Raw genomic sequence first — 11,805 nt, 5'->3', positions numbered from 1 at the left:
TGATATTAATCCACCTTGCCAAATCGCCCAAAGGGAAACAGACGAAATAAGACTTGACCATAAATTTGCTTCCTATGCACCAAGCGCATCAACAACTTATCCTGATCATCTGGATTTTTACCCAAAACTAAATAGCAACAAGAGGGGATTTCTCTCTCTACTTCGTCATCATCTTGGATGAGAATTGCTTGAATGTAGTCAGTTTGCAGCCGTTGACCATTGAGATAAACCTCTCCTTGCTTAATGGCAAACTTGTCCCCAGGTAACGCCACAATCCGCATAATGTACTTCTTACCATTAAAGCCTTGCTTCGCCAAATTATTGCTAACCCAAAACTCAATCACATCTCCGTGGTTGAATTTGCGCCAATTACCGGTGACCATATCCGTGAGAACCACATCACCGCTCTGGACTACTGGTACTACCGTTGATTCTAGCCCACTGTCAACCCTATAGATGCTGCTACTAAGAATTAGAAAAACAAACAGAGAAAATCCCAACAGAATATAGCCTAGCCCAGGGTTTTTATAACCTTCAATCAGGGGGGCTGGAACAGGTTCATTGCCCACAAAATACTGACGTAGGGAATCATGAATAAAACGGTAACGGCCTCCCACTTGCTGAATCAACCGCCGTTCTGCGGCATAACTGAGGAACCTGGCATAGTTCCAAGGAATTGCTCCCCTTTGCCACAAAATTAGCCTCAGGGTCAAGTGCGGTATCCAGTCTTGACCCCCACTTGCTAGTGCCGAAACCAATCCTACAAGTAAACCCATTCTTAAAGAGCTAGTCAAATCAAAGTTAGCTGGGGTAAAGATGGAGACAAATGGAAAAATTAATGCCCCAGCCGGAAAAGCAAACAGGGGAATAATAAACGTTTTTTTAAAAGATTCTTTTATACTTTGATTAGGGTTTTCCTTAGCCATTTCTGTTTTTAAGCAAAAAAAACGCCCAAAAATCATCCATCCTAAAAATAAAATCACCAAAAAAGTCAGCCCAAAAATTAGACAAAACGTCAGCCCAAAAATTAGCAAAAAAGTCAGCCCAAAAATTAGACAAAAAGTCAGCCCAAAAATTAGACAAAACGTCAGTCCATACCAACTTACAACCAAAGCTTCAGCTTGTCTTTCATAGTCTTTAAAATCCGTGAATTTTAGCCCTAAAATTAGCCCAAATATCAGCCCATAAACCAGACCGAATATCAAATCATAAACCAGACCAAATATCAAACCATAAAGCAGACCAACAATCAGTCCAGAAATTAATCTAAAAACACTTCTTTGAAAACCTTCTGTTAACCAATATGACTGGATATTTTCAATTAAAAATTCAGTGGTTGAATCGGCTACTAATTGCCGAGCTAGATAAGTCAACCAATGTCTAGTCTCCTTATCCCCATAAGGAACTCCCTTGGGATAGTTTTGCTTATTAAGGGGTAACGTTAAGCGCTCCTCTACATAGGCTGACCACAGTTGTGCTTCATTGGTAATCGGCTGCCCCTGGTATGCCGTCACCATCACGTTTAAAAACAGGGGTTTATCTGCCAGTTCTCTCATCTGGGCATGACTGGATAGCACTTGCCAAAGCTCCGGTTTACCCAGGCGCTGGAGATACTCTTGGATTTGGACATCATTGGGGGACTGCAAGCGATAAGCCCCATTAAGTTTACGTAGTTTGACTCTTCCTTGCTGATATTCTTCCACGCGACAGCAAACCACCCCACGGCGTTGGATGTCTTGCTTGAAAAACTGATTAATTTTGGTGACGCACAGCCGTTGACGGGGTATGCCTAACTCGTCTAAACCATCGAGAAGGGGCAGTAGTTGATAGTTTTTCAGCCATTGTTGGCTGATTTTTTCGTCAATGCTGTAATTGCTCTTGAGTTGAGCGACTAACCATTGATCAAGGGGTTGCTGATCATTTTTCCAGGCAGAAAGCTCAAAGATGATGGGGATCGGTGCAGCATGATTCTGTTCTGCTTGGTTAACTAACTCCTCTGCTAATCTTAGTAAAGTGGTCGTTTTCCCAGACCCCGGTTCCCCTAAAATTAGTAACCGACCTTTCACATCTGGCCGTTCAAATACCTCCATTGCTGAGGTTTGAGGCATTAGGGGAATTACTTTCTGTCGCTGGTCACGCTCTACCGCTCCCTTGCTCTCCTCCATGGGTAATTCCAGATACAGATTCATCTCTAACTGGTCTTGGTGCAGAGAATCTTGGAGTCGAGTTTTTACCTCCCGCTTGACTTCTACCAGTAACTGTTTGCGAATGCAACTAGCAGCATACTGATTACGGTCGAGCCATCCAATTAGCTTGCGTTGTAATTCTCTCCAAAGGGGAGCTGGCACATGTCTTGGCTGCTCCGAATTATAGTAGTAATTAGTTTCGGAATACGAACCGTGGTCACCAAAATCAGTCTCCCGGTAATTACGTCCTGTCTTAATTTGACGCTCTGGCCGCTTTCGTTCTTCAGTCACGACTGTTGATTAAGCTAGGGTGATCGAAGTTTAGTCTGGTGTTAAGACTGCTGAGTTTCCTGCCAATCTTCCAGCGCACCGATAACAAAACTAGCAGCCGGATGGTTCAGCAGTTGCTCAAAAGCACTGACACCACCAGCTTTCAAGGCACTGAGTACTCTATTACTCAAAGCAGGGTTAGTGTCAATCTGATCAACTGCTGCTGCTGCCACATTCATCTTTCCAGTGGTAGTATCGGTAGGGTAAGTTTTGTCTAAGGTCTCTAGTAATTGTTGAATCTCTGCTGCAGCTTCCGCGAGGTTTTGTTTTTGCTCTGGGTTATTGTTGTAATGCTTCTCTTTGTAATTACCTTGGTCCCTGAAGTTGGTTTCTCGGTAATCTCTACCTGTTTCACGGTAATCCCTACCTGCTTGAATATAGCGATCGCCACTCATAACTAACTTCTCCTTAGCCGCTCACGGTAAAGCCAATCGTCTATCCCTTTTCAGCCATGAGCACCCTCAATCAACTAAAAATGGGACTATTGGCTGTATTGTAGCTATATTTGGATAAATTGACTGAATCTCAACTCGGTTAATTCAGCAATGTCGTCTTTCTTGCTCTTCTGACGACTTAATACCCAATTCTTCCAAACGTTGAGGAGTAGCTTCGTCTGACTCTGCCCATTCCAAAGCCCTAAACAGGTGCTTGGCATTTTCTGGCGATCGCAATAGGTAAATGGTTTCTAAGATGCTTGACAATTCATCTTCAGCAATTAACGCGACATTTTTCTGGTTATCACGCTTGATTACGATAATTTCGCGTTCATCGTAAACTTGATCTAGGATGCTAGCTAGGTTAGCGTTTGCTTGAGAATAGGTAGTTTCCCGACTTAACATCATTTCATTGAGGCTGACTTGTAGATCATTATTGTACATACCTCAAATTGAAACTGCACGGTAATCTGATCGGTGGAATGAGCATGTTGGTGGAACAGGCATCTTGCCTGTTTCATCTTCCGGCATCTTGGTGGAACAGGCATGTTGGTGGAACAGGCATCTTGCCTGTTTCATCTTCCGGCATCTTGGTGGAACAGGCATCTTGCCTGTTTCATCTTCCGGCATCTTGGTGGAACAGGCATCTTGCCTGTTTCATCTTCCGGCATCTTGGTGGAATGGCCATCTTAGTGGAACAGGCATCTTGCCTGTTTCATGTTCCGGCATCTTGGTGGAACAGGAATCTTAGTGGAACAGGCATCTTGCCTGTTTCATGTTCCGGCATCTTGGTGGAACAGGAATCTTGGTGGAACAGGCATCTTGCCTGTTTCATGTTCCGGCATCTTGGTGGAACAGGCATCTTGCCTGTTTCATCTTCCGGCATCTTGGTGGAATGGCCATCTTAGTGGAACAGGCATCTTGCCTGTTTCATGTTCCGGCATCTTGGTGGAACAGGAATCTTGGTGGAACAGGCATCTTGCCTGTTTCATCTTCCGGCATGTTGGTGGAACAGGCATCTTGCCTGTTTCATCTTCCGGCATCTTGGTGGAATGGGCATCTTGCCTGTTTCATCTTCCGGCATCTTGGTGGAATGGCCATCTTGGTGGAATGGCCATCTTGGTGGAACAGGCATCTTGCCTGTTTCATTCCCGAGCGGGCAAGATGCCCACTCTACTAAATTGGTTATTCCCGATTCCCGATTCCCGATTCCCGATTCCCGATTCCCTTTATTACCCAAATACCTCCTGAATTCCTAACTGCTCCAACCCTTGCCCAATCAACACCAAGCGAGTCTGACGCTTTTCATCAGCTTGCCAAGGACGGTCAAAGAAACTCTCAATGCGATCGCCTACTCCTTGGATCACCATCCGCATTGGTTTATTAGCAACATTTACAAATCCCTTAATACGATAAATCTCTTGCTGTTGCACCAATTGTCGTAGTTTTTCCTTGATAACCTGTGGATCAAATGCCTGATCTAAAATCAAATTAACTGAATTAATATCATCATCATGGTCATGGTCTTCTTCATGGTCATGATGGCTAGGACGTGAGTCTAAATTATCTTCTACTCCGGCATTAAATCCTAGCAGTAAATCAGGACTAATTTCTCCCTCGTGACAAGGAACTACCTTCACACTAGTTGGTAACTGCTGTTGCAACCAATTGTTTACTTTGGTTTGAGTAGGACTATCCACTAAATCCACTTTAGTCAACAGCACCATATCAGCACAAGCTAGCTGGTCTTCAAACAATTCCTCGATGGGAGTTTCATGTTCCAAGGTTGGGTCAGCCTGACGTTGCGCTTCTAAAGCATTGATATCGCTGACTAAAGTACCAGCGGCTAACGCATCGCAGTCTACTACAGTAACCACCCCATCCACGGTAGCGCCAGTGCGAATTTCTGGCCAACGAAAGGCTTGAACTAAAGGTTTAGGCAACGCTAATCCCGACGTTTCAATCAGTATATTATCAATCTTGTCACGACGCTTCAGCAATTCTTGGATTGTCGGTAAGAATTCTTCCTGAACCGTGCAACACAGACACCCATTGGCTAGTTCTAAAATATTATTATTCGCATCATCGTCTTCATCACAAATCTGACAGGAACGCAATAGTTCCCCATCAATTCCTACTTCACCAAATTCATTGACAATTACAGCAATTCGCCTGCCCTGATTATTTTGGAGCAGGTGACGAACAAGAGTAGTTTTGCCACTACCGAGGAATCCAGTAACAACAGTAACAGGAATTTTTGCAGCCATTTTAAGTAAGTTAAGGAGTAAAGTTAAGGTTGAAGGTTGGTTGGTTGGTTGTTCGCGTAGCGTGGCCAAAGGCCAAGGTTATTTTGTTGTTCGCGTAGCGTGGCCTATTGGCCAAGGTTGAAGGTTGCTTGGTTGAAGGTTGGTTGGTTGTTCGCGTAGCGTGGCCTTTTGGCCAAGATTCTTCGCCTTTGGGGTTCGGTGTAGGGTAGGTTTAAGGTTGGGATAGGGATCCGTGTAGGAATTGTGATCATTTTTGTTCCCTGTTCCCTGTTCCCTGTTCCCGACAACTGCCGCGAAGTCTATTACCTAAACGTACATACTGGGTATTTTTGAAACAATCGAGAACCAATTGTTTGGTATTCAATGATGCTGTTTCGAACCACAAAAGTGTCGGTTCCATCGTAAGCATGGTCATTTAACGGCGTGTAGTTCCAAGTAATGTAGATAACTTCACCTTCGATTGTTTCGGGAACGATTATATTATTGCCATCTGCAAATATCTCAAAAAGACTGTCAAAAACGCAGGCTACTTGGTCAATACCCTTGTAAACTGTGTGGTTGAGAATCAAGATGGAGTCTTCCGAATAGTCAGAGATAATGTCCTCTAGGTCGGAGTTTGCCCATGCATTAATGTGGTGTTCCCATACCTTTATCGTTTCCTCTGTTGTTTCATCGGCACGCCAGTTATAATAGGCTACCAAATTGGTGTTCAACCTCGGTTCGGCGTTGCCAACAGAAGCATCTGCAAGTACTGGAGCGGAAAAACACGCCCAGCAAAGCCCGATTGCGATCGCAGTTAATATCCCAACTTTTAACCACTTCAAACGTCCCAAAATATTTATATAAATCATAGAGTATCTCCTTATAACTATTCAACAAACTAACAATACTTTTTAGTTGTGAGCTCTCAGCTTTTTAGCTGATTTACTGATAGCGTATCAATGATAAATTGGCAACTTTGGAATCCTCCGGGAAAGTAAAACCAATAAGAGAAGACATCAATATCTCAGGGTTCAGTTAGAACGTTTAATCGGGTGATATTCGATCGCCATCCAGATACAATCCGTATCTGAATAATACTGATGCCACGGATAGGTATAGTGCTGGTTTTCGTGTACTTCACAAAAAGGAACGATCTGGGTGTATCCCTCAGTCATCAAGAGATCTTCATAGAGAGTGTCAAAATCCTCTTCTTTGAACTTCTGCATTCGTCCCTGTCCCAAGACTTGGGTGTGAAGCTCAAGAAAGTCATGTTGGTTATGGATGGCACAATCGGTACGAGAAGGGGCATACCAGAGGTTAACTTTAACAGAGAACTTTTCTGGTTGATGGGGTGTACTCGATTGCCTTGCCATAAAATAGGGATCGACTTCTAGAATTCCCGCCTCATCTTGAGGAGACTTCCACAGGGGTACATCTTTGGGGAAGTTGATCAAATTCCCTAATAGATTCCACCCAGGCTCAAAGACAATCTTGCCGATGTTTTTGCTCTCTACTACCTCCAGCAAAAGTAAGGATTTGGCTTTTTTGACAGTAGTATCTTTTAGGATGGTAGATGAAAAAGCCGGAATAATGCTGGTGTTCGTTTCGCTCAGGTAAGCATCTGTCTCTTCAGGATTAACCGTGATAGTACGACTGTTAATGGGATAATTTTCCACATTTTCAACGTACTTCCCATCTATGTAGGCACCGGAAAAGTTAAGTTGTTTAACTTGGTTAGCTTTCATCGGTTTTTGACACAGAATTAAAGGACTAGTTACCTAAGCTCTAGTGACGCATCTAGGCTCATGAATTTAGCTTGGGTGCAGGGCATTGCTTAATAATCGAATGATTTTAATAGTAGGTGCGCGCCTCCAAGGGCGCGAGCAATCCCTCGCGCCCTTGGGTCGCACCTGTAGAATGGGCATCTTGGTGGAACTGGCATCTTGCCAGTTATCAATATTTTCGGGTGGGCAGGATTCTCACCCCACTGATATTAATTCCTTGATTTAGCAATATCCCCTATTCCCTACTCCCTACTCCCTGTTTAAAGATTAAGCTTGAAGGTTATTTGGTGGAAACCTCTTATCCAAAAATTGCAGAGGATAGGAAAACGACTCCTATTGAGCAGATACCAAAGCCTAAAATTCGCATCAGTGGGAAGGGTTGATTTCTCCATTGTTTGATCAACGTCTTACTCAGCCCTAGGGCTAGGATGGCAATACCATACTGAATCACACTGAAGCCAATCAGGTAAGCCAAGAGTGGACTGATTTCAGCACCTACAATTGCTTCACCATAGGCATAGCCATGAAAAATACCAGCTAAGCTCGCTAACCCTAGCACTACGGATATAGTTGGAATTTTGGCACTCAACAGTAGTCCGCCAAAGAGCACCACTGAAGTAGCGATCGCAATCTCTGGTATTGGTAAGTCCATTCCCAGCAAGTGAATACCTGTCCCGACTAGGGTGGTGAGGACAAAAGCACCTGGAATCAGGAAACCACTGCTAAATCCAGCTGCAATTAAGCCAACAGCAATCACAAAGGCGAGATGATCGAAACCAATCACGGGATGACCTAATCCCGACAAAAATCCTGTGATGAAATTATCGGGTCTCTCGCCACCAAAGGGATGGTGAGCCATGGCTTGTTGTGCTGTACTTAAAATCCCCATCCATACCAACAAAGCTATAGCATTAAAGCCAAGTTTATGGTTTTGATAACGGGAGATATAAGACCGATTGCTGGCGGAAAATTTGTTCTTTGACATCGGGTAAATGCTGGTCAATGACTGATCCAAAAATTGGCACAGTTTAGTGTTAATTACCTTGACAGACTAGGCTTTCTAAGACTCTCTTGAAAAAAGATAAAGTAGTCTTGTAGCACATTTAAACTGAGCTGAACGCGCACGGGTGCGCGTAGCGCATAAGCTGCTCGCGTAGCGTGGCACAGGCTTCTAGCCTGTGATAAGTGCCCATAAGCTGATAGCTTACGATCAAACTTACAGATCAAACCTATTAAATACTTTTTACTCAACCACTAGTTTTCAAAACGGGCATCACAAACGTTACTGGTAGTGGTTGGCTACTAACTAATTTTGGAAATGCTACATCAGACATCATCTGTACCTCGCAGATAGATTTAACAACAACTGACACCATTGGCGGGCATTCTGACTTAGAGGTCACAGACCTCATCACAGCTGCGGGACAGCGCCGGACTTGCACCGGACTTTCCCCGTTACCTCTGGTGAGTGTTCTTCACCAGAACCGATGGAACTTCAGGTACTTTAGCACAATTTGACCTAAATTATTCGTTAAATATTAATTAAGATCTTAATTACGATTAATTAAGTTTAATTAAGTAGTTGCACACAATAACAGCAGTTTTCAATTGGGTTAGGTACTTTCGCCCTGGGTTTTAGGGAGCAGGGAGCAGGGAGCAGGGAATAGGTAAGACAGACAAAATCCTTTGTACCTTATAGCTATCAAAAACGCTGTAACATTTATTGATTGCGTCTAGGGGGAGACTGATCCTGTGATTTTGGGTTATCCCTTTTCTCAACATTAGGCAACTGGCCTACTGCCGGGATAGGGGTAGCATGGTCATCGGGAACGATTTTTGAACCAAATCTCTTAGCGTAAACTTGGGTAAATTCAGCTCCCAAAAAGATAATTTGAGAGGAATAGTAGACCCAAGCCAATAAAACCACCAGTGAACCAGCAGCACCGTAACTTGAGGAAAAACTGCTTCTGCCGAGATACCCTGACAATAGCGATTTACCCAAGTTAAACAGTAAGGTAGTGATAATCGCTCCCACCCAGACATCCTTCCAGGCAATTTTCACATCTGGCAAGTACTTGTAAACCAGAGCAAACATCAGGCTAAGGATACCAAAGGACACCAGCAAGTCCAGAATTGTCCAGACAAAGTCAAGTTGGTAGAGCCAGAGTAAACCCAGTTCCTTGAGAAATTCGCTCTCATAAGACCTCAAAGCTGATAAGACAGTACTGAGCACAGCAGACAATAGCAGAAAAAGTCCTACACCCAGCACGGTCAGAAACGAAAGAATCCGTTTTTTCAAAATACCCCAGATGCCCCGTCCGGGTTTGAGCTTCACATCCCAAATCGTATTCAAGGCATCTTGGAGTTCGCCAAATACCCCAGATGCACCGAACAACAGCACCACAATACTAATCAAGGAAGCCAACCCCCCACTAGCATCAGGCCGATTGGCATTAGTAATCGCTGTCTGAATAAACTGTGCCCCCTGTTCGCCAACCAATCCTTGGATTTGCCCTACAATCTCGCCTTTAGCCGCCTCTTCCCCAAAAATAGACCCCACAATTGCGATCGCAATTATGAGCACTGGCGCTAGGGAAAAAATCATGTAATAGGATAATGCTGCTGCTAGTCGAGATGCGTTATCCTCCTGCCATTCTTTAAATGTTTCCTTAAGCAGTCCTAAAATAGCCTTGGGATTCATCACCATCACTCCTGGACGCGGGTTAATCGGCATCCTTCCAGTTGGAAATGCCGGACAATGCCTGAGAATATTCTAGATTGACAATTGATCGTAGTTAAGCATGATAGCTGACACGTAGTGGGGTAAGGTAATTGGATAAAAACCAATAAAATCTTAAGTTACCCATGATTGGAAATCAATTTGTAAGCAACTTCGTCTCTTCCTTATCCAAACGTGGGAAACTACCAATTAGCTTTGTAATTCATTTGGAAGATGGGTCACTCACCACTATTGGAGAAGAGAAACCGATCTTGGATATATACATCAAAAATCCAGCTGGTCGAAAAGCTTTCATGTCTTTAGACCAATTACTGATAGTGGAAGCTTACATCAAGGGTGATATTGATTTCGAAGGGCACTTAATCAAGGCCATGTCGTTCCAGAAGCTGTTATCCGATCAGCATATTTTGCTAAAGATAGGTCGGCGACTCAAGCCCATCTTACTTGGGCGGGAAAAATGCAATCCAGATTGGATATCGAAGCATTATGACTCCCATAATATCCAATTGTTCGCTATGGATACCGATTACAATACTTATACTCCTGGGATATATGAGAAAGATCAGGATAGCCTAGAGGTTGGAGCTGAACGCAAGTTAGACTTTGCCTTTCAATCTCTTAATCTCAAACCGAATGATTCGGTACTGGATATTGGCTCTGGCTGGGGCGGTTTCCTGCGTTTTGCCGCACGCAGAAATATCCCTGTGACTGGAATTACCTTATCCAAGCACCAAAAACAGTATGTAGAAGATTTAATTGAAAAAAACAACTTTGATGCAGAGGTCAAGTATCAAGACTTTTTCTCATTCCAACCCAGCCATAAATATGATGGCATAGTCATGATGGGGGTAATCGAAGATTTGTCAGATTATCCTCGCGTGATGGAGCGTCTCTTGAACTACCTTAAACCTGGCGGACGAGTATATCTCGACTTTGCCTCACACAAAGAGTCATTTGGCACGCACAGTTTTATTACTAAGTATATCTGGCCAGGAACCTTTCGGATGGTGTATATGCCGGAATTTATCGATGCTGTTAGAGAATCACCATTTGAGATCCAAGCCATCTATAACGACCGTCGCAACTATTATCTTTGGGCTAAGGGGATGTATGAGCGCTGGATGGAAAAAAAAGCAGATATTATCGACAATTCAAATGAACAAATCTGGCGCACATTCCGGATACTTTTTGCGGCAACAGCGGGTACCATGAGCAAATCATCATACGATTCGACGGCCTATCGGGTGGTTTTAGAATTACCCGAGGATCACAAGTCTTTACAATAACTGTGGTCAGACCTAGATTCCTAGCTTAATTTTGAATTGATGGGTCAGCATTCAGCCGTCAGCTAATGGGCTAAGCGCATATGCTTACAACAGGCAGGTAACCATTTGAATAATGCTGAGTTACGTCTGCATGATAGCTAACCACTGACCGCTGACCGCTGACCGCTGATAGCTATAGCGTTTATCATAGCTATGAGGTACACATTATTTTTTCCCTCTTGCCTCTTGCCTCTTGCCTCTTGCCTCTTCCCTGCTCCCTGCTCCCTGCTCCCTGCTCCCTAAAACCCAGAGATTTGTACCTCATGGGTATAAGACTTGCTATAAATGCTTACGAAAAGGCTTTTTTACCTGAGGATGACGAGAGGATCTAGTAGACTTTGTTTGAGATATGTTAGTCTTGTTCAGAGCAGAGTTTAGATCTAGGTTGCGAAACGGTGATTGGCACTGATAAATTGATAATAATTTATTTGTTAAAAATTCTGTTATTCTGCCAACCGATAATCTATAATCTGAGATGGCGTCCAACTTTGTAAAGAGAGAAAGCTAGCGTGCTGTCTATTAACTTTAATCCTATTAATTGTTTAGGGGTGCTTGTTGTTGCTCATCTATGCAACGTATTTGTCTTGTGGTTTATTCACTTTTTTTTCCATCAAAAATTTTTAGGCATCCCTTTCTATAAAATTCATCTCAATTCTCATCATCGGATAGAATATATGTCTAGTTCCAAATCAGATTACTATTGGGCGGTTAGTGAACATATTATAGCGGCCTTTTGTTACCTAAGCTTCTTGGTCGG

At 43.4% G+C, this 11,805-nt stretch carries 12 protein-coding genes and 1 riboswitch; of the genes, 3 read left to right on the top strand and 9 right to left on the bottom strand.

Features of this window, described 5'->3' with window-relative positions; all coding sequences use genetic code 11:
* Positions 1-5 precede the first annotated feature (5 nt).
* The 3 genes from lepB to BJP34_RS24350 all read right to left on the bottom strand — a co-directional run bounded on the left by lepB (position 6) and on the right by BJP34_RS24350 (position 3,358).
* On the bottom strand, positions 6-2,477 hold the full coding sequence (lepB, locus tag BJP34_RS24360) for a signal peptidase I (RefSeq protein WP_070394576.1): 2,472 nt from the start codon (positions 2,475-2,477) through the stop codon (positions 6-8).
* Positions 2,478-2,518: 41 nt separating this feature from the next.
* Positions 2,519-2,911 carry a hypothetical protein gene (locus BJP34_RS24355; protein ID WP_070394575.1) on the bottom strand — a complete coding sequence of 131 codons (393 nt, stop codon included), beginning with the start codon at positions 2,909-2,911 and terminating at the stop codon, positions 2,519-2,521.
* A 144-nt stretch (positions 2,912-3,055) separates the two neighbouring features.
* On the bottom strand, positions 3,056-3,358 hold the full coding sequence (locus tag BJP34_RS24350; protein ID WP_418904171.1) for a type II toxin-antitoxin system Phd/YefM family antitoxin: 303 nt from the start codon (positions 3,356-3,358) through the stop codon (positions 3,056-3,058).
* Between the two features lie 342 nt (positions 3,359-3,700).
* On the opposite strand from BJP34_RS24350, the gene BJP34_RS40790 reads away from it, so the two are divergent.
* Positions 3,701-4,201, top strand: coding sequence for a hypothetical protein (locus BJP34_RS40790; protein ID WP_158517438.1), 501 nt, complete (start codon positions 3,701-3,703; stop codon positions 4,199-4,201).
* Here the strand turns inward: BJP34_RS40790 and cobW are convergent.
* The 6 genes from cobW to BJP34_RS24325 all read right to left on the bottom strand — a co-directional run bounded on the left by cobW (position 4,183) and on the right by BJP34_RS24325 (position 9,717).
* Entirely contained in the window at positions 4,183-5,217 is a 1,035-nt protein-coding gene (gene cobW / locus BJP34_RS24345) for a cobalamin biosynthesis protein CobW (protein ID WP_070396857.1), read from the bottom strand. The genes BJP34_RS40790 and cobW overlap by 19 nt on opposite strands.
* 104 nt (positions 5,218-5,321) lie before the next feature.
* Complete coding sequence (locus tag BJP34_RS44330; protein WP_158517437.1) at positions 5,322-5,468, bottom strand: hypothetical protein; 147 nt, start codon at positions 5,466-5,468, stop codon at positions 5,322-5,324.
* 51 nt (positions 5,469-5,519) lie between these two features.
* Positions 5,520-6,068, bottom strand: coding sequence for a nuclear transport factor 2 family protein (locus BJP34_RS24340; RefSeq protein ID WP_070394574.1), 549 nt, complete (start codon positions 6,066-6,068; stop codon positions 5,520-5,522).
* Between the two features lie 162 nt (positions 6,069-6,230).
* Positions 6,231-6,944 (bottom strand): hypothetical protein, encoded by a 714-nt coding sequence (locus tag BJP34_RS24335; protein WP_070394573.1) that lies wholly within the window; start codon positions 6,942-6,944, stop codon positions 6,231-6,233.
* 337 nt (positions 6,945-7,281) lie between these two features.
* Positions 7,282-7,968, bottom strand: a complete 687-nt coding sequence (locus BJP34_RS24330; protein ID WP_083305329.1) for a HupE/UreJ family protein — start codon at positions 7,966-7,968, stop codon at positions 7,282-7,284.
* A 374-nt stretch (positions 7,969-8,342) separates the two neighbouring features.
* Positions 8,343-8,487, bottom strand: a riboswitch (cobalamin riboswitch).
* A 216-nt stretch (positions 8,488-8,703) separates the two neighbouring features.
* Positions 8,704-9,717: a YihY/virulence factor BrkB family protein gene (locus BJP34_RS24325; protein WP_229424006.1), complete on the bottom strand. Its 1,014-nt coding sequence runs from the start codon at positions 9,715-9,717 to the stop codon at positions 8,704-8,706.
* 257 nt (positions 9,718-9,974) lie between these two features.
* Between BJP34_RS24325 and BJP34_RS24320 the strand changes: the two genes are divergently transcribed.
* The gene (locus BJP34_RS24320) at positions 9,975-11,009 is read left to right on the top strand and encodes an SAM-dependent methyltransferase (protein WP_229424005.1); all 1,035 of its coding nucleotides are present in this window, start codon (positions 9,975-9,977) and stop codon (positions 11,007-11,009) included.
* Positions 11,010-11,227: 218 nt separating this feature from the next.
* Positions 11,228-11,380, top strand: a complete 153-nt coding sequence (locus BJP34_RS44325; RefSeq protein ID WP_158517436.1) for a hypothetical protein — start codon at positions 11,228-11,230, stop codon at positions 11,378-11,380.
* Positions 11,381-11,805 lie beyond the last annotated feature (425 nt).

Origin of the sequence: Moorena producens PAL-8-15-08-1, assembly GCF_001767235.1 — a bacterium.
Lineage (GTDB): Bacteria > Cyanobacteriota > Cyanobacteriia > Cyanobacteriales > Coleofasciculaceae > Moorena > Moorena producens_A.
The sequence above is the reverse complement of the archived record's forward strand: the minus strand, read 5'-3'. Positions and strand labels throughout refer to the sequence as shown.

Bases quoted from the DNA above. Each gene is read 5' to 3' on its own strand.
- BJP34_RS24335 (WP_070394573.1), bottom strand. From the start codon at position 6,944: ATGAAAGCTAACCAAGTTAAACAACTTAACTTTTCCGGTGCCTACATA.
- BJP34_RS24330 (WP_083305329.1), bottom strand. From the start codon at position 7,968: ATGTCAAAGAACAAATTTTCCGCCAGCAATCGGTCTTATATCTCCCGT.
- cobW (WP_070396857.1), bottom strand. From the start codon at position 5,217: ATGGCTGCAAAAATTCCTGTTACTGTTGTTACTGGATTCCTCGGTAGT.
- BJP34_RS24355 (WP_070394575.1), bottom strand. From the start codon at position 2,911: ATGAGTGGCGATCGCTATATTCAAGCAGGTAGGGATTACCGTGAAACA.
- BJP34_RS24340 (WP_070394574.1), bottom strand. From the start codon at position 6,068: ATGATTTATATAAATATTTTGGGACGTTTGAAGTGGTTAAAAGTTGGG.
- BJP34_RS44330 (WP_158517437.1), bottom strand. From the start codon at position 5,468: ATGATCACAATTCCTACACGGATCCCTATCCCAACCTTAAACCTACCC.
- BJP34_RS24325 (WP_229424006.1), bottom strand. From the start codon at position 9,717: ATGCCGATTAACCCGCGTCCAGGAGTGATGGTGATGAATCCCAAGGCT.
- BJP34_RS24350 (WP_418904171.1), bottom strand. From the start codon at position 3,358: ATGATGTTAAGTCGGGAAACTACCTATTCTCAAGCAAACGCTAACCTA.